Annotated in this window: 21 protein-coding genes; 6 read left to right on the forward strand and 15 right to left on the reverse strand. The window is 45.5% G+C overall.

Annotated features, from left to right (window positions below):
* Positions 1-62: 62 nt before the first annotated feature.
* From AC1VYS_RS24150 to AC1VYS_RS24160, 3 genes are all read left to right on the forward strand, one after another.
* Complete coding sequence (locus tag AC1VYS_RS24150) at positions 63-320, forward strand: GlsB/YeaQ/YmgE family stress response membrane protein (protein WP_090924488.1); 258 nt, start codon at positions 63-65, stop codon at positions 318-320.
* Between the two features lie 64 nt (positions 321-384).
* The gene (locus AC1VYS_RS24155) at positions 385-792 is read left to right on the forward strand and encodes a YtxH domain-containing protein (protein WP_482911787.1); all 408 of its coding nucleotides are present in this window, start codon (positions 385-387) and stop codon (positions 790-792) included.
* Positions 793-875: 83 nt separating this feature from the next.
* Positions 876-1,241 carry a DUF5665 domain-containing protein gene (locus AC1VYS_RS24160; protein ID WP_482911788.1) on the forward strand — a complete coding sequence of 122 codons (366 nt, stop codon included), beginning with the start codon at positions 876-878 and terminating at the stop codon, positions 1,239-1,241.
* Between the two features lie 22 nt (positions 1,242-1,263).
* On the opposite strand, the gene AC1VYS_RS24165 is transcribed toward AC1VYS_RS24160, so the two are convergent.
* The 11 genes from AC1VYS_RS24165 to AC1VYS_RS24215 all read right to left on the reverse strand — a co-directional run bounded on the left by AC1VYS_RS24165 (position 1,264) and on the right by AC1VYS_RS24215 (position 13,546).
* Positions 1,264-2,283: a magnesium transporter CorA family protein gene (locus AC1VYS_RS24165; protein ID WP_482911789.1), complete on the reverse strand. Its 1,020-nt coding sequence runs from the start codon at positions 2,281-2,283 to the stop codon at positions 1,264-1,266.
* Positions 2,284-2,420: 137 nt separating this feature from the next.
* Positions 2,421-3,194: a sigma-70 family RNA polymerase sigma factor gene (locus tag AC1VYS_RS24170; RefSeq protein ID WP_342552793.1), complete on the reverse strand. Its 774-nt coding sequence runs from the start codon at positions 3,192-3,194 to the stop codon at positions 2,421-2,423.
* Positions 3,191-3,643, reverse strand: a complete 453-nt coding sequence (gene rsbW, locus AC1VYS_RS24175) for an anti-sigma B factor RsbW (protein WP_482911790.1) — start codon at positions 3,641-3,643, stop codon at positions 3,191-3,193. Before rsbW ends, AC1VYS_RS24170 begins: the two co-directional genes overlap by 4 nt.
* A gap of 18 nt (positions 3,644-3,661) precedes the next feature.
* Positions 3,662-4,000, reverse strand: coding sequence for an STAS domain-containing protein (locus AC1VYS_RS24180; protein WP_090924484.1), 339 nt, complete (start codon positions 3,998-4,000; stop codon positions 3,662-3,664).
* Between the two features lie 87 nt (positions 4,001-4,087).
* Positions 4,088-5,764, reverse strand: coding sequence for a response regulator (locus AC1VYS_RS24185; RefSeq protein ID WP_482911791.1), 1,677 nt, complete (start codon positions 5,762-5,764; stop codon positions 4,088-4,090).
* Between the two features lie 16 nt (positions 5,765-5,780).
* A complete protein-coding gene (locus AC1VYS_RS24190) occupies positions 5,781-6,653 on the reverse strand; it encodes a CheR family methyltransferase (protein WP_251511825.1) in 873 nt (290 codons plus the stop codon).
* A gap of 69 nt (positions 6,654-6,722) precedes the next feature.
* Positions 6,723-10,448 carry a response regulator gene (locus AC1VYS_RS24195; RefSeq protein WP_482911792.1) on the reverse strand — a complete coding sequence of 1,242 codons (3,726 nt, stop codon included), beginning with the start codon at positions 10,446-10,448 and terminating at the stop codon, positions 6,723-6,725.
* On the reverse strand, positions 10,445-11,614 hold the full coding sequence (locus tag AC1VYS_RS24200; RefSeq protein ID WP_482911793.1) for a PP2C family protein-serine/threonine phosphatase: 1,170 nt from the start codon (positions 11,612-11,614) through the stop codon (positions 10,445-10,447). Before AC1VYS_RS24200 ends, AC1VYS_RS24195 begins: the two co-directional genes overlap by 4 nt.
* 371 nt (positions 11,615-11,985) lie before the next feature.
* The gene (locus AC1VYS_RS24205) at positions 11,986-12,330 is read right to left on the reverse strand and encodes a YflT domain-containing protein (protein ID WP_482911794.1); all 345 of its coding nucleotides are present in this window, start codon (positions 12,328-12,330) and stop codon (positions 11,986-11,988) included.
* A 95-nt stretch (positions 12,331-12,425) separates the two neighbouring features.
* Positions 12,426-12,962, reverse strand: coding sequence for a hypothetical protein (locus AC1VYS_RS24210; RefSeq protein ID WP_482911795.1), 537 nt, complete (start codon positions 12,960-12,962; stop codon positions 12,426-12,428).
* Between the two features lie 68 nt (positions 12,963-13,030).
* On the reverse strand, positions 13,031-13,546 hold the full coding sequence (locus AC1VYS_RS24215; RefSeq protein WP_482911796.1) for a DUF948 domain-containing protein: 516 nt from the start codon (positions 13,544-13,546) through the stop codon (positions 13,031-13,033).
* A gap of 221 nt (positions 13,547-13,767) precedes the next feature.
* Between AC1VYS_RS24215 and AC1VYS_RS24220 the strand changes: the two genes are divergently transcribed.
* On the forward strand, positions 13,768-13,932 hold the full coding sequence (locus AC1VYS_RS24220) for a DUF1328 domain-containing protein (protein ID WP_090924476.1): 165 nt from the start codon (positions 13,768-13,770) through the stop codon (positions 13,930-13,932).
* 379 nt (positions 13,933-14,311) lie between these two features.
* Positions 14,312-14,830 carry a hypothetical protein gene (locus AC1VYS_RS24225; RefSeq protein ID WP_482911797.1) on the forward strand — a complete coding sequence of 173 codons (519 nt, stop codon included), beginning with the start codon at positions 14,312-14,314 and terminating at the stop codon, positions 14,828-14,830.
* Positions 14,831-14,931: 101 nt separating this feature from the next.
* Here AC1VYS_RS24225 and AC1VYS_RS24230 read toward each other — a convergent pair whose 3' ends face one another.
* Positions 14,932-15,819 carry a cation diffusion facilitator family transporter gene (locus AC1VYS_RS24230; protein WP_482915108.1) on the reverse strand — a complete coding sequence of 296 codons (888 nt, stop codon included), beginning with the start codon at positions 15,817-15,819 and terminating at the stop codon, positions 14,932-14,934.
* A gap of 284 nt (positions 15,820-16,103) precedes the next feature.
* Here AC1VYS_RS24230 and AC1VYS_RS24235 point away from each other — a divergent pair, with 284 nt between their 5' ends.
* On the forward strand, positions 16,104-16,292 hold the full coding sequence (locus tag AC1VYS_RS24235) for a hypothetical protein (RefSeq protein ID WP_090924473.1): 189 nt from the start codon (positions 16,104-16,106) through the stop codon (positions 16,290-16,292).
* 109 nt (positions 16,293-16,401) lie between these two features.
* On the opposite strand, the gene AC1VYS_RS24240 is transcribed toward AC1VYS_RS24235, so the two are convergent.
* From AC1VYS_RS24240 to AC1VYS_RS24250, 3 genes are all read right to left on the reverse strand, one after another.
* Positions 16,402-18,027 carry an ABC-F family ATP-binding cassette domain-containing protein gene (locus AC1VYS_RS24240; RefSeq protein WP_482911798.1) on the reverse strand — a complete coding sequence of 542 codons (1,626 nt, stop codon included), beginning with the start codon at positions 18,025-18,027 and terminating at the stop codon, positions 16,402-16,404.
* 260 nt (positions 18,028-18,287) lie between these two features.
* Positions 18,288-19,343, reverse strand: coding sequence for an MBL fold metallo-hydrolase (locus tag AC1VYS_RS24245; RefSeq protein WP_482911799.1), 1,056 nt, complete (start codon positions 19,341-19,343; stop codon positions 18,288-18,290).
* 92 nt (positions 19,344-19,435) lie between these two features.
* A complete protein-coding gene (locus AC1VYS_RS24250) occupies positions 19,436-19,708 on the reverse strand; it encodes a hypothetical protein (protein ID WP_482911800.1) in 273 nt (90 codons plus the stop codon).

Here is a 19,708-nt window from a genome sequence, read left to right on the forward strand (position 1 = left end):
TACGAAGTAAGCAAACGCGAACAGACAACATCCTGCATCAAGTTGAAAAGGAGGCGGTTGTTATGTGGGGCATTATTATCAGCATTGTCATGGCGATCATTATCGGTTTAATCGGAGATGCACTAGCCGGTCATAACATGCCGGGCGGCGTGATTGGTGCGATGATTGCCGGATTCGCCGGAGCTTGGCTCGGAGCACTTTTGCTTGGTAACTGGGGACCAGTTATCGGTAACTTTGCAGTCATTCCTGCCATCATTGGTACAGCTCTCTTTGTTTTCTTGCTGGGGCTTGTGTCCAGACTGCTTAGACAGGCTGCCTGATTCGGGTTAGATGGTGTTCGTTGTTTCGTATTTGTTTCCCAAATTAAAGAAGGAGTGATTAGACATGAATAAAGCAGAAGAGCAATATCCTGTACAAAGTGGTTCGACTTTCGCAAAAGGTATCTTCATCGGAGGTTTGCTGGGCGCTGCAGCTGCCCTGTTATTCGCCCCTAAACCAGGCCGCGAATTGCGTGGTGATCTTTCTGAAAAGGTAGGCATGGTGACTGACCGGACAAAGGAAGTGGCTACTGTTGTTGGTGACAAAGCATCTGAAATTGCCAAAACGGTATCATCCAAAACGTCCGATCTTGCTAAAACGGTAAACCAAGGTCGCAATGACGTTATGGACTCCGTGAGAAAAGCATCTGCAGATGTTGCTGAGGAAGCAACGCGTGCATCCGAAGAAGTAGCTGCCGCTTCTGTGGAAGCGAAGGAAGATGCGCGTAAACAATTGAACTCGACAAGCCTGTAAGGCCTGATGAGCTCGATCAATGAATAGCCAGCTGCATTCCAGCTGGCTATTTTTTATCCAAAGTGAACGGAGGAATGACAGATATGAGTAAAGTCACGATCAATGGCAATACCCCTGTAACAGAAGGAACACCTGCACAGCAGTATGATACAAGTGAGCATCCATTCGAATTGCGTCACGAGGTCAAGCGCCTGAACACACGGCTCGATCAGATTGCGGACAGTTTGGAGAGAGCACAGATCAAAGACATCATTGAAAACTACAGTAGCCCCAAAAAAAGAATCATTACGAACTTTACCGCTGGTATGGCTCGCGGGCTTGGGTTGACTGTCGGTACATTTGTTGTACTCGGTTTGCTTGCGTATATCCTTAGCCAGTTTGTTAATATGCCTATCGTGGGTCAATATATCGCTGATCTTCTCGGTTACATCCAGGATTACAAAAAATAAAAGAGGGGCAGCCCGTCTGTGGCTATTGCGGCCCCTCTTTTCCTCTGTCCCGGTTTCCCGGAGCGGAAGACTGGGCAGATTTTACCTTCAACAAATCCCCTGTCCACCCTTTCATCATCATCCATATATACATGCTAACCATACTACAGATAATCAATGCGATGACGAGTACAACTCCCCACGTCTTGTCGATCAGGGGCAAATTTTCAAAATTCATTCCCCATATAGCACCTGCCGCTGTTGCCGGTGTGAATACAGAAGTAACAATCGTCAGTGTTTTCATAATTTCATTACCACGCACTCCCGATATGGCATTATCTATCGAGATTAAAGTGTCGATCTCCTTTTCATAATGCTGAAACAGACACTCCATACGTTCAACGCGATACTGAAGTTGTTGATAGAAGCGATTGTCTGTAATCTCCTGAAGATAAGCTTCCCGGGAAGCTGCCATTAATTCGGCATAAGGAATGAACAGGTTGCTCCAATATAGTAATTCAAACCGCGCCGCCAGAATCTGATCCATTAATGTACGTGCATTGCGCGACTCCATTGTCCGTTCCAGATCACGTAAATTCATCTCAAAATGATCCATACCGACATGATAATAATGCAGAATGGCCCGAAAAAGCACAAACATACCTTCTCTAGCCTGAGTGCATTGCTGCAGCATATGCATACGTTCGCCCGATTTCATAATGCCTCTCGTATTGTCGTCCAAATTGAGCGTGACCAAATTGAACTTATCGACATAAAAAAACATCTGGTTATCTCTTCGTTGATCATTTGTTTCATTCTTCACGGCATATAAGAAAGAGCCAAAAATAACCGCATCTGTGCCGTTCAAGTAACGAACAGATAAGTAGTTTGATTCAGCTTCCGGTATTTTGCTTAGCCAATACTGCATCTCTGGAAATGCCTGCTCCAGATCATAAAGTGCACTATCCATACTGCTGGAATCCGGAGCTACCCAGTCCCACCACTGCCAATCCTCAGAGCAGGATAACTGATCACGCCGAGCTTCCAGTTTGATATCATCCACCTTATATTCCTCCTGACATGTTAATCCATTGGTCGCCGGGTCCCTCCAGTGAATTCAAAAAGGACACGTATGCAATCCAGTGAGTGCAATACCGTGTCCTCGTCAAGCCGTATTGGGGCAACAATAGGAAAGATTTATCATAGCATAGAAGCGTTAGACATAATTTGCTTCAGTTTTTCCGTAGCCCGTTTCTGAATCCGGGATACGCTCATCTGAGAAACACCCAGCTTCTGGGCTATGGCCCGCTGTGACTGACCATCTTGGAACGCTAAAATAAGTACCTTCTGTTCTTGCTCTTTGAGCTGTCCTAATGCCTGCTGCAGATCCATCCGTTTTTCAACCGAATCAAAATCATTCACATCCGCGCTGATCAATTCACCCAGTGTAGCTGCGCTGTCATCCTGAGATAAAGGAGAATCCAGAGAAACATAGTGGTAACACTCGCGACCAGCCAGGACTTCAATCGTTTCCTCTGGTGTAAGATCCAGATATTCTGCAATCTCATTAACCCCTGGTGAACGTTCCAGCTTAACCGTCAGTTCATCAATCGCATGCTGCACTAGTGCACCTTTTTCCTTGATTCTTCTCGGTACTTGAATGTACCAAGACTTATCCCGAAGATAATTTTTCATATGGCCGATCATACTTTTCATCGCATACGGCTCAAATGGAATCCCCAGATTGATATCGTATTGCTTCAGCAATCGGATCAAAGCCATTTGGCCTGTCTGGTAGAGATCCTCATATAAATCCGGTCGATTCCGGGCAATTTTACCCGCGGCCATTTTGACCATCGGTTCGTACTTTCGAATAAGAACGGTAGCGATTTCGTTGTCCTGTGTTTGTTGATATTCCCAGATCAAACCAATCGCTTCAGACATGGACTCTGGGGGAGTCACTTTTTCATTCATACTTTCTCCTCACTTTTTGCAAGACGTTTTACGAGTACTACTTTCGTACCTTTGCCCGTCTCACTCTCCACACTGACATCGTCCATTAGAGCTTGCATCAGGTAGAACCCAAGTCCGCCAATCTGAGCGTCTGTCAGTTCTTTGTCATGAAGTCCGGAACGTGTTACAGCAGGGTTCACATTTTCAAAGCTGGCACCCTCATCGTTGACAGTAATCGCGAGTGACTCACCATCTACTTCAAATACCACTTCAACCATGCCGCCTTCATGAGAGTAGGCATACAATACGGAGTTGTTACAGGCTTCGGACACAGCAACCTTCATATCCTCAATGTCTTCGTACGAAAAACCCATTTTGGAAGCAACACCATATAGATTAAGTCTTACAATATCCACATATTCAGCTGTCGCCGGTAAATTCAGCGTAATTCTTTGGACTTCTGCATTCATTCCTTTTTCGATCCTTTCCTATTGGGAATTCTTCTGTGTAACAAAGAATTTGGCTATACCCGTCATATCAAAAAGTTTCTGAATTTGCGCAGGAACTTCCTGTACTTCAAAGCGAGCTTCCATTCCATGTCTGGCCTTGAGAACAGATAACAGGATACCAATCCCTGTGCTATCAATGTACTTGAGATCTTTCATGTTAATAATCAAATCCTGCTCCTTGTTGTCCACGAGCGGTTCCATTACCAAACGGAAGTCAGGAGCAACCGACAAATCCAGTTCGCCAGTCAGGTACACTGTGCATACACCGTCATGTGTCTCGGTTCTTGCATTGAATTTTTCATTTTTATTTGTATTCATTAGACATCTCTCTCCTGATCAATGGTTTCCTTACCTTATAACCCAACTTACGCACGAGTGAAACAGGAAACATAACTGGCAAAAAATTCAATTCGCATGATTCATTGCAGAAGAGCCTGGATTTATAACCTGATGTTTCTTCTGGAAATGTGCAAGCTTCTGCTTCACACTGCCCATTTTTACCGGTTTGCTGATATAGTCATCCATCCCTGCAGCCATACAGCGTTGCTGAATGCCTTCCATTACGTTAGCCGTCATCGCGATGATGACGGGTTGCTTCTTCTGGGGTACGCTCTCACGGATGCGTCTTGTGCATTCCAAACCATCCATGATCGGCATCTGTAAATCCATAAAAATATAATCATATGGCGACGTGGCCTCGATTACCATGTCCAGAGCCTTCTGACCATCTTCCGCAATATCCGAAAGCAGTCCCAATTTATGCAACATAATCGCCATCAATTTCTGATTAATGGGGTGATCATCCACAATTAACACGGTAGGATGTTTATGTTCATTTTTCACATCCGTCAACTTCTCTTCGCTGCCGCCCTGAACCAGTTCCGTTTCAATGTAACGCTTGGCCTGAATGGTAAATACGAAGGTAGCTCCCCGCTTCTCAGAGGTATCCAGATAGATCTGTCCACCCATCATTTCGACCAGCGTTTTACAAATGGCAAGGCCAAGACCTGTTCCGCCATATTTTCGGGTCATCGACGTATCCAGCTGGGAGAACGGCTGAAACAGGCGATCCACTTTATCCGATGCAATGCCTATTCCCGTATCCTTGACAGCAAACTCCAAAGACAGGTTTCCCTCCTGCTCTCCATTCACGGAGACAATCAGATAGACACCGCCATGGTCGGTGAACTTCACCGCATTGGCAATCAAATTCAACAGCACCTGACGGAGCCGTGCCATATCTCCATAGATTAATTCTGGCACAGAGTCCTCGAGGAAATAATCCAATTCCAAATTTTTCTTGCCTGCTTCTGCAGCAAATAAGCCAAGCACTTCCCGTATGCAGGAAACCAGTTCGAATGGATGCTCCTCCAGCTCCATTTTGCCAGACTCCATTTTGGTAAAATCAAGAATGTCATTAATCACCGTAACAAGCGCATCGGCACTACGACGAACAATATCGACATATTCCTTCTGATCTTCCTTCAACTCGGTTTCCATCAACAGGTCGACCATGCCGATGACTCCGTTCATCGGTGTTCGGATCTCGTGACTCATCATGGCCAGAAACTCCGTTTTGGCATTAGCCGCAATCTCGGCTTCTTCTTTGGCCTGTACAAGCTGCTGATTCATCTTCTCCAGCTCCTGCGTCTTCTGATGAAGCAGCATCGTCTGTGTTTTGAGTCTTTTGTTTGAAATAAACATCTCCACAAAACCCTCGATTTTGGACTTCAAAATCTGAGGAATAAACGGTTTGACCATATAATCAATGGCTCCCGCTGAATACCCGGCAAACAGATGCTCAGCCTCTCTACTGTTTGCCGAGATAAAGATGATCGGCACATCTTTCGATTTGTCTCGTGCCTTAATTAATTTCGCTGTCTCAATTCCGTCCATCCCAGGCATCTGTACATCAAGTACAATGACCGCAAATTCGTCTTTGAGCAAACAACGGAGTGCCTCTTCTCCGGAATTTGCCTTGACGAGTTTGTACTGCTCTGATTCCAGAACTGCTTCGAGCGCAAGCAGGTTCTCAGGGCGGTCATCTACCAATAATATGTGGATTGGTTCATTGAGCCCCATAGCTAAGCCTAACCCCCTATTTGATCTTCCGGTATATTTTTTCGGTCCGGTCTAACGGCTCATAGGCATCACTATATTCTGTAAAATGAATGGATTCTTTTGATCCCAGAACGAGTATGCCAAAGTGGCTCAAGCTCTCATGAAACAGCCCGTGCACATGGTTCCGCAGCTCATCGTTGAAATAAATCATGACATTGCGGCAAAAAATAACGTTAAACTCATTAAATGACCGGTCTGTTGCCAAGTTATGTTCGGCAAAAATAATGTTTTTCTGAAGAAACGGGTGAAATATAACGGAATTATATTTCGCTGTATAGTATTCGGAGAAGGCTTTCGTGCCCCCTGCCTCCAGATAATTTGTTGTAAACAACTTCATTTTCTCAATACCGTATACGCCTTCCTTGGCCTGTTGCAGTGAACGGTCATTCATATCCGTAGCGTAAATTCGTGCTTTGTCATAGAGCCCTTCCTCATGCAGCATAATAGCCATGGAGTAAACTTCTTCCCCCGTAGAGCAGCCTGCATGCCATATCCGGATATACGGATAGGTTCTCAGAATGGGAATGATCTTTTCCCGAAACATACGGAAAAGCGATGGGTCGCGAAACATTTCTGTAACGGGTATGGACAAGTTCTGTACAAAGCGTTCAAACGATGAACGGTTATGCAAAACTTTTTCCTGCAGCCCAGATATGCTTTTCACACCTTCTGCATGCGCGTAGTGCCATATTCTTCGTCTCAGGGATGGCAGCGCATAATTCCGAAAGTCATACCCATACAAACGATGCATTCCCTCCAGCAACAATTCAATTTCGATCAGTTCACGCTCTTCATCTTGCGGTATACGAACCGTATCTGCTCCCGTTTCGTTAGGTTCCCACGGTGTCATATCTTCTCTCCACTTCATCATTGGTTACTTGCGTATGCGTTATTGTCCTTCATTACCCAAACCATACGCTTACGAATACAACCATACCCGCATTAATGACAACAATTGATCGGTTTGAATCGGTTTTTTTACATAATCGGATGCTCCAGCCTCAATACATTTCCCTCGATCATCTTTCATCGCCTTGGCTGTGAGTGCAATAATCGGCAATTTATCGAATTTCGGATTCTGTCTAATCCGTGTCATCGCTTCATATCCGTCCATCTCTGGCATCATCATATCCATCAGCACCAGATCAAATTCTGGATGTTTCTCGAGTGCCTCCAATGCCTCACGGCCGTTCTCAGCAAACGTAACTTCCATACGGTACCCTTCAAGCACACTGGATAATGCAAACACATTTCGAATATCATCATCAACAAGCAATATTTTTTTGCCTTCGAACAAAGTCTCTTTATTATGAAGCTTCTGCAAAATACGGCGTTTGTCCTCTGGCAAGTTGGCTTCTACCCGATGCAGGAACAATGTCGTTTCATCCAGCAGACGTTCTGGTGACTTCACGTCTTTGATAATGATCGATTCCGCATATTTGCGAAGTTTCATCTCTTCTTTCGAATCCAGCTCTTTGCCGGTATATATAATAATCGGCAAATCATTCAGATATTCATCATCCCGAATCTGATCAAGCAATTCGAAACCTGTCATATCCGTTAGCATCAGATCCAGTACCATACAATCGTAACGCTGGCTGTGCAATTCATTCAGTGCCTCTTGCCCTGTAGAAACAGCCGTGATAGCCACATCATCATGACCGATCAATTCAATGATTGCTTTACGCTGAATTTCATCATCTTCAACGATGAGCAGTCGTTTTAATTGATTTTCAGTATAGGATTCGATATGAGAGAATGCTTTATCCAATGAATCTTTGCTGGATGGTTTTTTTAGATACGCAATGGCTCCCATCATCAGCCCTTGTTTCATATCATCCACAACGGAGATGACATGCACCGGGATGTGACGTGTTACGGAACTGCTCTTCAGTTCCCCCAATATCGTCCACCCATCCATTACAGGCAACTGGATATCAAGAATGATTGCATCAGGCAAGTATTCACGGGCCATCTCCAGTCCCGTATCCCCTTGGAGAGCAACCAATGCCTTGAACCCCCGACCTCTCGCCATGTCCATCAGAATGTGGGCAAAGTTCACATCATCTTCGATGATCAGCAGTGTTTTGTCACCTTCAACGATGTTATTAACATCGTCCTCAATCCGAGTTAACTCTGCACCACGAGCAGGGGATAAATCAGCGACACGACTTCGTTCCGGATCAGGTGCAAGTATAGATTGTTGAGATGAACGAACAGGCTTGATATCCGGCAACCTTTCTTGCGGCTGTTCTGTAGATACCGCTGCTTCTCTCGCTGCTTCTTCCTCTGCCAATTCGGCATCTTGATGATTATCCGGCAAGAATAATGTAAAGGTGCTGCCCACCCCTTCAGCGGATTCAACCTGTATTGCCCCGCCAAGCAGGCGTGCCAGTTCGCGACTGATCGACAAGCCAAGTCCCGTACCACCATATTTACGACTAGTTGTACCGTCTACCTGTTGGAACGCTTCAAAGATCAGATCTGTCTTATCGGACGGAATGCCAATCCCGGTATCTTTGATGCTAAATCCAAGGTATTTCTGATTCGTATTCAGATACCCAGGCAATTCCTCTGGTTTCATACGCTTCGCGATCAGACTTACCGAGCCACGGTTTGTAAACTTGAATGCGTTGGACAACAAGTTTCTTAAAATCTGTTTCACCCGGTGACTGTCTGTATAGATCCATTCTGGCAGGGAATTGTCGAAATCGAAGTTAAGATCCAGTTCCTTCTTGTTGGCCATCGGGCCAAAGTTCTGGGTGACAAAGCTGGTCAGCTCATCCAACCGAACAGTCTCATAGTTGATATCCATCTTGCCTGCGTCTACTTTGGATAGATCCAAAATCTCATCAATCATTTTCAGTAGGTCTGCACCGGACATATAAATGGTTTGTGCATACTCCTGCTGTTTACTGCTGAGATTGCCATCCTTGTTCTCCGACAATAACTGAGACAATATGAGCAGACTGTTGAGTGGAGTTCGCAGCTCATGCGACATATTTGCCAGAAACTCAGACTTGTATTTGCTGGTCATCGACAATTGCATGGCCTGCTGTTCCAATTGTGTCTTTGTTTTCTCAATTTCATCATTTTTCTCTTCCACTTCACGTACCTGTTCTTCGAGCGCTCGCGTTTTGGCAATCAGTTCGGTATTAAAATGCTCCAATTCTTCCTGCTGGCGTTGCAGCAGCTCTTCAGAACGTTTGAGTGCGTCGGTCTGTTCTTCCAGATTTTCATTGGAACGGCGTAATTCTTCCTGCTGTGTCTGTAATTCCTCGGATTGCACCTGTAGCTCTTCTGTAAGCGCCTGAGACTCCCGCAGCAATTCCTCCACACGAAGACGTCGTCGCACATTGTTAAGGATAACACCCAAATTCATGATTAACTGACCAAACAGTTGCTTGTGCATTTCGCTGAAACCTTCAAAGGAAGCCAGTTCCACCACACCAATGAGTTCGTCTTCAAACACGACCGGATAGATCATAATTCCGGCAGCACGTGCCGAACCCGAGGCAGAGCCGATGCTCACATATTGATCAGGTGTCTGCTCCAGCACAATCGGATTCATATCCAGTGCAGCTTGACCAATCATACCTTCCCCGATCCGATACACCTCTTTACCAAGCTCGCCATTCTCTTCAAAAGCATAGGAACCATAACGTCTCAATTCATCTGGATGTTTCTCCTCGTCAATCAGATACACCACACCCAATTGCGCACCAAGCACAGGTGTGAATTCACTGATAAACATCTGGGAAATTTGCCGGATGGAGCCGATTCCCCGAAGAAGCTCAGGAACTCTTGCAATGTTGGAACTCATCCAGTTCTGATCTTGCTGGGCTTGCACGTAAGCTTTCTCAATCTCCAGCTTTTCTTCCAGATCGTTAGAGACTTCTTTAAAAACGGAAGCAATTTGACCGATCTCATCGGTCGACTTGATTTGAATCCGGCGGATCGTTTTATAACGTCCCTTGCCAAAACTCGTTATCATCATCGATACCGTATTCAGACCACGCGAAATGCTTGGGAGCACCCACAGAATGACACCCAAAGCCAGCAGTAACCCAGCGATCATAATGCTAATTGTGATCTGGACAGCCCTGCTATATGCAGCATTGGCGTCTTTGATCTCGGCATCAATCTCCTGATCCTGATAACGAGACAATGCATTCAAGCTGTCCACCGTTTCCTTCTGCACCGCAAGTCCAGTGGAATTACGATAATTGTTAGCGTCCTCCACCCGGTTCTGAGACATCAAGCTGGTTATTCTTGTTGCATAATTCGTGTAAGCATCCCATGCATTATTCACACGGTCTACAAGTTGATGTTCAGAAGCGGTATCTGCCCGGTCTCTCACCTGTTCTAGATAACGGACACCTCTGTCCTTCATTTCCTTCAGATCCGATTCAGCCGCGCTGACCGAATTGTTCGGGTTTAATAACAAGTTAGCCAGCACTTTAGCAATATCATTGACTTCTCCGCGAGCAGCTGAAGTAAATCTTACCTTCAGATAACGTTCCTGATACATCTGATCGATCTGCTTATTACTGCTGTTCAAACGCTCATAGCTCACAAAGGTAAGCATGATCATAATGGCCATCAAGGCGGTAAAACCAATCAGCAGTTTATTCCTGATTTTCATTCGGTTTCCGCCCCTTTATCCAAGGTGATCCATACCAGACATTTATCATCGTCCCGTTCCTGATTCAATTCGTCATCGAAGAACAACGTCTGCATCGCTTCTTCATTCCACTTATGAGAACCTTTTAATTGTTCTTTCAAAAACTCCAGTTGCTGCTCCTGGTCACCTTGGACCGTTTCAAGCAAACCATCCGTGTACATCGCAATATGTCCCTCACCTTCGTAGTGAATGGTCTGAGGCTCAATATCCATTTTGTCAAACAAGCCCACAGGACAGCACACGCTGTCAAAGGAAGTCACGCTGCCGTCACTACGGAAAAATAAAGCTGGTGGATGCCCGGCATTCACATAATCAATGCGCTTCATACGCGTGTCTACGACTAAATAAATCGCTGTAAAGTAATACTGCACCAACTGTTTTCCCAGATGCAGCTGGTTAAAGCGACGATTCAGCTCCTGAATAACTTTCTCCGGGTCTACATAAGTCGTTACCGTATCCTTAAGCACGGAAGCGATAAACATCGTAAACAGAGATGAGGATATGCCATGACCCATCATGTCGAGAAGTAACACCCCGTACCTCCCTTCTCCGAGAGGAAACCAGGAGTAGAGATCTCCTGCGAGTTCAAAGGATGGTTTGTAGATGGCATGTACTTGAAACAAAGGATCTTCGATCGCATGACTGAGCACAGCGTTTTGTACCATCGCTGCCAGTTTCAACTCATCCTGAATCCGCTGGTCACGCTCCTTGTGCCAATCTTTTTCCTGTTTCAGACGTAAGGCCAGCCGAATTCGCGCCATCAATTCTACCTTGTTAATTGGCTTCGTTACATAATCGGATGCCCCTGCATCGAGCGCTTCTGCCAGTTTTTTGGAATCACCAATTGCGGTTACCATAATAATCGGAATGTCTTTCAGATTTTCGAATTTTTGCACAATGCTGCAGGCTTCAATCCCATCCATCTCGGGCATCATCATATCCAGCAAAATCAGGTCAATATCCGACGCTTTGGGACGCAGCTCGCTGTTATCTTCACCGATCCCCAATACTTCGAACATCTCCATGGCTGAACTTGCTGTCACAATATCCCGGTAATTTTCCTTTTTCAAAATTTCTCTAATGATAATGACATTTGTCGGATTGTCGTCAACAATAAGTATTCTCATTTCAATCTCCTTATCTATGGCGTCCGGGTTTGTCGATAGTTATCTATTCAACGAACAACCTTATTTATACAAATTTTGCATTCAGAGAGACAGTAGACATAACAATTCCTAGTATAACTATAATGATAAAGCCAGAAAACTTCTATCACAAATAACCATCAAAGGGAATTCATTCGTTCATTTTCACATCCGTTTTTGCATTGCCTGGCATACATTCGCCAGATGGGAATCTCCATGCCAGGCGCACAACTTGCAAAAACATAGATAAGGAATGGGGTTTACCCCATTCCTTATCTATGTTTTTGATTAAGCCTTCCCGGTTCACCGCAGAACATTTGCTGAACTAACGATCCCGCGTTCAGGCTGTAAAATTAGTCTTTCTTTTTGGCAATGATCAGTACCTTGCCTTTATCCAATTCACTTTCATAGAAATCAGCCTCGGCTTCTGTGAAGCCCATCGATACAATCTTCGCCCGAAGTTCGTCACCGCGTGAGCGGAACAGGTTCGCCATGGAATCAAATAGACCTTCTTCCTTAATGCCAATCTCTTTAGCATCTGCAGTATCTGCAATTCGATCCGTACGATCCTTCTCATGTGCAAGCACGAAGATATGATCAGCCAAGTATCCAGTAGTCTGCAACTCTTTCACCGCTTCTACTGCTTGAACTCCGTTTTCTACCACTTTAGCATAAGCCTGTTCGTTGGTTGAATTCATCGTTTCCACTCTCCTCTGATATAATCTTCTTTATCGAGCTCTTATAGTATATAACCATACTATTTTACGTTGAAACGAAAGCTGAATCATTCATCTCAGGTAACCGTATCGTCAAAAAAGTCAACGCCTTCAATCTCCCTGGAGCCTGGTTTCATATACACTTTGATTGCATAATGGCCACGAAGGTAAACTTCGCCATCCTCAGCAACATGATAAGGTTTGCCCAGCACCTGATGAATCGCATCAATATTCATCGGGATAGACTTCCCATTCAACTTCAGATCATCATGTGAACCATCGACATGTACATACTGAATTATGCCTGTATCTTCACATACGCCGACATTCACATCACGGAATTGATATTCCGGGCATCCCAGATAGGGGTCCTCTTTGATGGAAATTGGCTGGCCAAGATTGATAAACAATTCATGTTTTCTATCTTCCAGTGAAATGCCATTCAGAGTCCGAAACTGCTCGAACGTCTCGGAACGATCAACTGCCATAGTCATCTCTGGCACCTGCTCCTCCATTACCGTCCATTGCAAGTCGTGAGCAGCAGGCGTTGCTGCCGGTTGAACGGAAAAGGGAGAAATTACGCTAAACATCGTCACTAGCAGTAGTTTCATCATGATTCTCACCCTTTCATCAGGTTCATTACCGCCCTGAAGGCTTCACTAAATTTCAGAAAGCGGTCATGTTATTTACGCAGTCGTTGCCACACATTAGCTGCAAGATCGATATAATTCATCCATTTCTTCCCGCCCTTTGCTTCATCTTGATATGTAGCTTCATAGGATTGCAGGGTACGTTCCGCTGGTGTAGCAGGTGGAGCTGTTACCTGGTTGAGATTAGATTCAGACGATTTGCCTGTTTCCCCTTTGGACGACTTCGTCTGAAAGCGGGTCATCAGTGTAGTGGACACCTGCTTGGCCGCTGCCGTAACCTCACTAAGTACTTCTCCCAGATTCTCAACCGACTCCATCACGGGGTCAATCTTCTTCATTTTGTGCTGCACGTCAGCAGTGATGTCATTGGCATGTCTTACGGTCTGTTTTACTTCATAGCTGAGCTCATCAATGGTCTTCTGCACTTCCTGAAGTGTCTGAGAAACATTGTCCAGTGAACCCTGGGCCGATTTTAACGTGCGAATCAAAAAGAAAACAAGTACAGCAAATGCCACTGCAATCAGGGCCACGCTTAGTTGATAGATCATAAAAGAACCTCTCTTTCCATGGTTACGTCGGTTTTGTTATTGCTATAGTTACCCGAGGGTTTCTCGGGCGAAACAAAAGAAAAATATCCCTCCAGCGAAGTATAGAAGAAGAAAAAAACACCATGTTTCAAGTCTTTTGACCTCGGTTAAGGTTAGACTACACAGGGCAGTGAGACACCACAACTCACGCCACAAACTATAACACGAAAGGATGAATTCTCATGTTAAAATGGTCAGTGATTTTTCTGATTATCGCGCTGGTTGCCGGTATCTTCGGGTTTTTCGGGATTGTTGAAGCGGCTGCTTCGATTGCAAAAGTGTTGTTCTTCATCTTTGTTGTACTTTTCGTCATTTCCCTCATTACGGGACGAAGCCGAATGCGATGAGTTGCCGCTGTCTAAGTCTAGACAATCGCATTACATACGAAAGCCGATGACGCCTTCAGGCTCGTCGGCTTTTGTGCGTTCTAAAGACAGGTGCACTTTCCTATTTTTCTATATTTATGTATTACACTCCCTCCTGCTTTATTCCAATATGAACCGCCGAAGAGTCCTGGAAAAACAGGACTTTAATGATATAGCCAGCCCGGTTTTATACCACGATAGTCTGATTTTTACAGGCCTGTTATATACCCACATATGCGCCAGTTGACTCTGGAGAAACCAAGAAAATATTGTTATAATTTGTGATTCATAGACCAGCTTGCTTGGTTACTTTTATCACAGGACAACAAAAACTACATATCTAACCGAGGAGGAAAAACAAATGAAAAAAATCGTAAGTTTTGCCGCTGCTTTAACTTTGATGGGTTCCATGGCTGCCGCTGCAGGTGCTGAGGAAGCGGTTACTGGCACAGTAACACCGACAACTTCAGGTACTGAAGCGACGACGACTACACCAGCTACAACAACGCCGGCTGTAGAAGTGAACAAACCTGCTGTAGAAACCATTGAAGGTCAGGCAGAGACCGTAACAGGCACAACAGTTGATTCCACAGGTACACAAGGTACTTCAACAACAACAGAGACACCGTCTACAAAAGACGATATCATGTTTGAAGAGCCGATTGTAAAACCGGGTGACGAAGTTGTAATGCCAACGATGCTGCTTAACTTGCTTGAGCGCACATGGTTCTATGATGCGCCAAACGGCAAACCGATCGGTGCGCTGGGTGCACAAGTCATTGATACAACGGGTGAAGTCGTTGACGGATTCGACGGCGGCGAATGGGTTCAAGTGTACACTTGGAAAGGCAAAGCCTGGATTCACGTTGCTATTCAATAATATCGTATAATCGTTTATAACATAAGTAAAGAGGACAGTACGCCATAGCGCGTCTGTCCTCTTTTGATGTTCAGGCTCTAATACTCCTCGCTTTAACAGCTTTATGTCAGGTGTGTTTCTTCTGATCTCGGCTCGACATGTACATGAACATGCATAATATTATGTGATCGTTTCAGGCGTTCCTCTACCTGATCACAGATTTCATGGCCCTGCACCAGCGTTAATCCTCCATCTACTTCAATGACCACATCAACAAGAACATGGCTGCCATGTACTCGTGCTTTAACATCCTTGATCATTTCGACACCAGGCACACGCGCAACGGCAGATCTCAAATCCGTTAATTGCTTTTGATCAAACCCGTCCGTAAGCAGATGAGTCGAATCACGGAAAATTTCCCAAGCTGTTTTACAGATCAACAGACCTACAAGGATGGCAGCTACTTTATCCAGCCACGGAAGACCGAATTGGGAACCGACAATGCCGACCGCAGCACCGATACTCACCCAGGCATCAGAGCGATTATCTTTGGCTGCTGCCAGCAAGGCTTGGCTGTTAATTTGTTGGGCCAGACGGGAGTTGAAACGGTATACACCCAACATGACCATCGCACAGATCACAGCTACGCCAGCTGCCCAGAGATTCGGGACCGCATAATCACCTACATACCAGGATCGAACCGCTTCCACCAAAACTTGAAGTCCTACAACCGCCATAATAAATGAGGCAATCAATGCCGCGATCGTCTCCGCTCGAAAGTGACCATACGCATGATCGGAATCTGGCGGTTTCTGCGAGATACGCAATCCGACCAGCACGGCAACGGATGCTACAATATCTGTGGCATTATTGATACCGTCTGCAACCAATGCGCTGGAAGCAAACAAATATCCGCAGATCAGCTTAAAAGCAGACAAAACGAGGTATGCCGCAATGCTGATCCAGGCTCCCCGCTCTCCTTTACGTATTTCTTCATATGCGTTCAACAGGACGACACTCCTTTTTCACGTTTCCAATCGTTTTCTCATGTTACCAAATACAGGTCGTGTGGGTCTACAGAAACAGTTTTGCCAAGCAGCATTGCTGTAGTTAAGCCGAAACAAAGTTTCCAGAGGGCAGGGCTGTAGCAAACGAGAAACAATCTTGGCTTGGGTAAAACTGGTGGAAATCGGCATTTTATCATGTTGCCCTTGTGAGGCTATTATAAAACGTATAAAATGAGTACATCCCGTCCAAGTTGGACGGCTCACTGCAAGACCGGGAGGGATATATAATGAGCGAAAATAATGAACCGAAAAAGGTCAGCCTGCAAGATGCGATCCGTCAAAAGCTGGCACAAAAGAAAGAGCAGCAAAACTCCGGTAACCAATCCGGTGCTTACTTTGAAGGCGGCCCTAAAGCCATGAAGAGCCAGAACAACAAAAAGCCGAACAACCAGCGTCGCCGTACAGGCGGGTCTTAGGTTCGCGCCAGCATAAGAGCTGTATATCATCATGAGCACGACAAAAAAAACCGCACGCCCTCCACTGGGAGGACTTGCGGTTTTTCGCTTGCACGTATTTGAAGTGGAATTAAGCTTCCACTGGGTACATTTTGTTGCGAAGTTCTTTGATTTCGTCGCTTTCCAGATACTCGTCATAGCTCATTTGGCGATCGATCAGACCTGTTGGCGTAATTTCGATAATCCGGTTTGCGATCGTCTGAATGAACTGATGGTCATGGGATGTAAACAACATCGTTCCATCAAAATCAATCATACCATTATTTAGTGCAGTAATGGATTCGAGATCCAAGTGGTTCGTTGGCTCATCGAGAATCAGTGCGTTTGCACCTGTCTGCATCATTTTCGCCAGCATACAGCGAACTTTCTCTCCCCCGGAGAGTACGCTAGCCTTCTTCTGGGACTCCTCGCCAGAGAACAGCATACGGCCCAAGAAGCCACGCAGATACGTTTCATCCTGATCTTTGGAATACTGACGCAACCAGTCTACGAGTGTCATATCCACACCGTCAAAGAATTGGGAGTTATCTTTCGGGAAATAAGCCTGAGTCGTTGTCACACCCCAAGTATATTCGCCGCTGTCAGCTTCCGTTTCACCCATGAGAATATCAAACAACAGTGATTTGGCATTACCGTTCGGGCCAACAAATGCAATTTTGTCACCTTTGTTCACCACAAAGCTCACATCATCCAGCATTTTCACGCCATCGATAGATTTGTGAATACGATCTACAGTCAGCAATTGTTTACCCGCTTCGCGTTCAGGCTTGAAGTTAATGAACGGATATTTACGGTTGGATGGACGAAGATCATCCAGCGTAATTTTGTCGAGTTGTTTCTTCCGGGAAGTCGCCTGTTTGGATTTCGAAGCGTTCGCGGAGAAACGTTGAATAAAGGCTTGCAGCTCTTTAATCTTCTCTTCTTTTTTCTTGTTGGCATCCCGCTGCAACGCAAGAGCCAATTGGCTGGACTCGTACCAGAAGTCGTAGTTACCTACGTACAGCTGGATTTTACCAAAGTCGATGTCCGCGATATGCGTACATACTTTGTTCAGGAAGTGACGGTCATGGGATACAACGATGACAGTACCTTCATAATCCATCAAGAAATTCTCGAGCCATTGAATGGATTCGAGATCCAAGTGGTTGGTAGGCTCATCGAGTAACAGGTTGTTTGGACGGCCAAACAGCGCTTGTGCCAGCAATACACGGACTTTTTCATTACCGCTAAGCTCTACCATCTTTTTGTCATGCATATCGCGATCGATCCCGAGACCGATCAGGAGTGCTGCTGCATCCGGTTCAGCATCCCAGCCGTTCTGCTCAGCGAACTCCCCTTCAAGTTCACCTGCACGCAAACCGTCTTCTTCTGTGAAGTCTGCCTTCGCATACAAAGCATCCTTCTCTTTCATGATGGAATACAGACGAGCGTGACCCATAATTACGGTTTCGAGAACTGGGTACTCATCATATTCAAAGTGGTTTTGCTTCAAAACGGCCATACGTTCGCCCGGGGTGATGTGCACCTCTCCCGAGTTGGCTTCAATCTCACCGGACAAAATTTTCAAAAATGTTGATTTGCCGGCTCCGTTCGCACCGATCAGGCCGTAACAGTTGCCTGGCGTGAATTTGATATTCACATCTTCAAAAAGTGCACGTTTTCCGTAGCGGAGCGTGATGCCGCTTGTACTAATCATTAAGCATACCATCCTTTATTCGTTAATCTGCATACTGCATGAATAGCAACCTGCGTAAAATCATGGATTCAATATCCGATGCCTATTCTGGCACCATATTATAACACAAAAAAGCGGCAAATTCGAAAATCAGCCGCTTTTTACGGATTAAAGTTTTGGTAAATATGCTGTTCATGCACGTATGTTTATAGATTACCATATCTGGCTCGCTTTTGTTAGTCCGGTTAACGTACTTTTTCATAGAATTTTTAATTTAGTACTTACTCAGCATCAGCAGCTTCATGCCGGATGCGAAGTGTCTCACCGTGCCCAAGCACCCGAATCCGTTCCTTGGCAATCCCCAGTCGCTCCCGCTCCATTTCCAGCCGATCCAATGCTTCCTTGGGCGTGTCGTCCGCCAGCTTGAATGTCCCATAATGCATAGGCACCATTAACTGTGAACCTGTTTCAACGAACCCTTGCAAAGCCTCCTCTGGCGTAACATGCTGTGAGGTCATGAACCATTCAGGGTCATACGCGCCAATGGGCATCAGCGTTACGTCTATGTCGAAGCGTTCACCAATCGTTTTGAATTCCTTGAAATACCCCGTATCTCCCACAAAGTATAGGACAGGCGGATAACCCTCTACTTGTTTGTCATCAGGAGCTTGCTGCGATTCAGCATTCACTGAAGTAGACTGGTCTGGCATTTCTTTGGTTGCTGCGCTCTCTTCTGTTGTGTGCAAAACATGGTTTGGCTCCAATACATAACCACCCCAATGGGACGTATTGGTATCAAATAACGTTCGGCGTGTCCAATGCTGAGCAGGCACAAACGAAATCTTCACTCCACCAAGCATCGTATGCTCCCACCATTTCATCTCATGACAGCGATGGAACCCCTTACGGATCATCTTGCGTTTCAGGCCTTCAGGCACAATCAGCAGTGTCTTCGATGTAATCAACTTGCGCAAGGAAGCCAAATGCAGGTGATCATAATGTGAGTGAGAGATAAGGATGACATCGAGCGGCGGGATATCCTGAATCGGAATACCGGGGGCACCAAGCCTGCGTTGAAACCCCATTTTTTCCGCCCACACCGGATCGGTCACGATATTCAGTCCATAATATTGGATGAAAAAGGTGGAGTGTCCGATCCACGTGATCGTGGTTTCTTCCCGGTTCGCATGTAAATAATCCAGTTCAGGCTCGTGCTTTGGCACCTTGTAGGAATAGTCCTTTACTTTGCGGCGCCGCTGTTCTCTCCACTGCTTGAACTCCTTCAGCGTTTTGTCTGTACTGACATTATCGATATTGTTATAACGAATTTTGGGCATGAAGGGGCCTCCTCCCTTCCTCAGTTCTTAACATCAGATTACCCGTATCGGCAGTGGACGTACCACCTGACATAAGTACAGCGTCAATGTAATCAGTCCTTTGGATTTTTGCATACCGCCATATAGATAAACAGAAAGACAATCGCGGTCAGCATAATCAGAGGCGGAGCATACATGATCGTAAACGTCTCAAAAAAGCTAAGCCCCGTGATGCCCGGTATGCCTTTCACCCCTTCTTCCAAAAGCGGATGCAAGTGCACACCCGGATAAATACCTGCGGGCCATGCAGATCTCAGCACCGAAAGTTGCCGGAGTAGCAGAGCAGACAGCATATAGAAAATATTCGAAATCGTCGTCGCAAACAT

Source organism: Paenibacillus sp. G34 (genome assembly GCF_056856875.1).

Bases quoted from the DNA above. Each gene is read 5' to 3' on its own strand.
- AC1VYS_RS24245 (WP_482911799.1), bottom strand. From the start codon at position 19,343: ATGCCCAAAATTCGTTATAACAATATCGATAATGTCAGTACAGACAAA.
- AC1VYS_RS24210 (WP_482911795.1), bottom strand. From the start codon at position 12,962: ATGATGAAACTACTGCTAGTGACGATGTTTAGCGTAATTTCTCCCTTT.
- AC1VYS_RS24190 (WP_251511825.1), bottom strand. From the start codon at position 6,653: ATGACACCGTGGGAACCTAACGAAACGGGAGCAGATACGGTTCGTATA.
- AC1VYS_RS24155 (WP_482911787.1), top strand. From the start codon at position 385: ATGAATAAAGCAGAAGAGCAATATCCTGTACAAAGTGGTTCGACTTTC.
- AC1VYS_RS24170 (WP_342552793.1), bottom strand. From the start codon at position 3,194: ATGAATGAAAAAGTGACTCCCCCAGAGTCCATGTCTGAAGCGATTGGT.
- AC1VYS_RS24205 (WP_482911794.1), bottom strand. From the start codon at position 12,330: ATGAATTCAACCAACGAACAGGCTTATGCTAAAGTGGTAGAAAACGGA.
- AC1VYS_RS24215 (WP_482911796.1), bottom strand. From the start codon at position 13,546: ATGATCTATCAACTAAGCGTGGCCCTGATTGCAGTGGCATTTGCTGTA.
- AC1VYS_RS24185 (WP_482911791.1), bottom strand. From the start codon at position 5,764: ATGGGGCTCAATGAACCAATCCACATATTATTGGTAGATGACCGCCCT.
- AC1VYS_RS24240 (WP_482911798.1), bottom strand. From the start codon at position 18,027: ATGATTAGTACAAGCGGCATCACGCTCCGCTACGGAAAACGTGCACTT.
- AC1VYS_RS24220 (WP_090924476.1), top strand. From the start codon at position 13,768: ATGTTAAAATGGTCAGTGATTTTTCTGATTATCGCGCTGGTTGCCGGT.
- AC1VYS_RS24195 (WP_482911792.1), bottom strand. From the start codon at position 10,448: ATGAAAATCAGGAATAAACTGCTGATTGGTTTTACCGCCTTGATGGCC.
- AC1VYS_RS24225 (WP_482911797.1), top strand. From the start codon at position 14,312: ATGAAAAAAATCGTAAGTTTTGCCGCTGCTTTAACTTTGATGGGTTCC.
- AC1VYS_RS24160 (WP_482911788.1), top strand. From the start codon at position 876: ATGAGTAAAGTCACGATCAATGGCAATACCCCTGTAACAGAAGGAACA.
- AC1VYS_RS24235 (WP_090924473.1), top strand. From the start codon at position 16,104: ATGAGCGAAAATAATGAACCGAAAAAGGTCAGCCTGCAAGATGCGATC.
- rsbW (WP_482911790.1), bottom strand. From the start codon at position 3,643: ATGAATGCAGAAGTCCAAAGAATTACGCTGAATTTACCGGCGACAGCT.
- AC1VYS_RS24250 (WP_482911800.1), bottom strand. From the start codon at position 19,708: ATGTTTGCGACGACGATTTCGAATATTTTCTATATGCTGTCTGCTCTG.
- AC1VYS_RS24150 (WP_090924488.1), top strand. From the start codon at position 63: ATGTGGGGCATTATTATCAGCATTGTCATGGCGATCATTATCGGTTTA.
- AC1VYS_RS24200 (WP_482911793.1), bottom strand. From the start codon at position 11,614: ATGAGAATACTTATTGTTGACGACAATCCGACAAATGTCATTATCATT.
- AC1VYS_RS24180 (WP_090924484.1), bottom strand. From the start codon at position 4,000: ATGAATACAAATAAAAATGAAAAATTCAATGCAAGAACCGAGACACAT.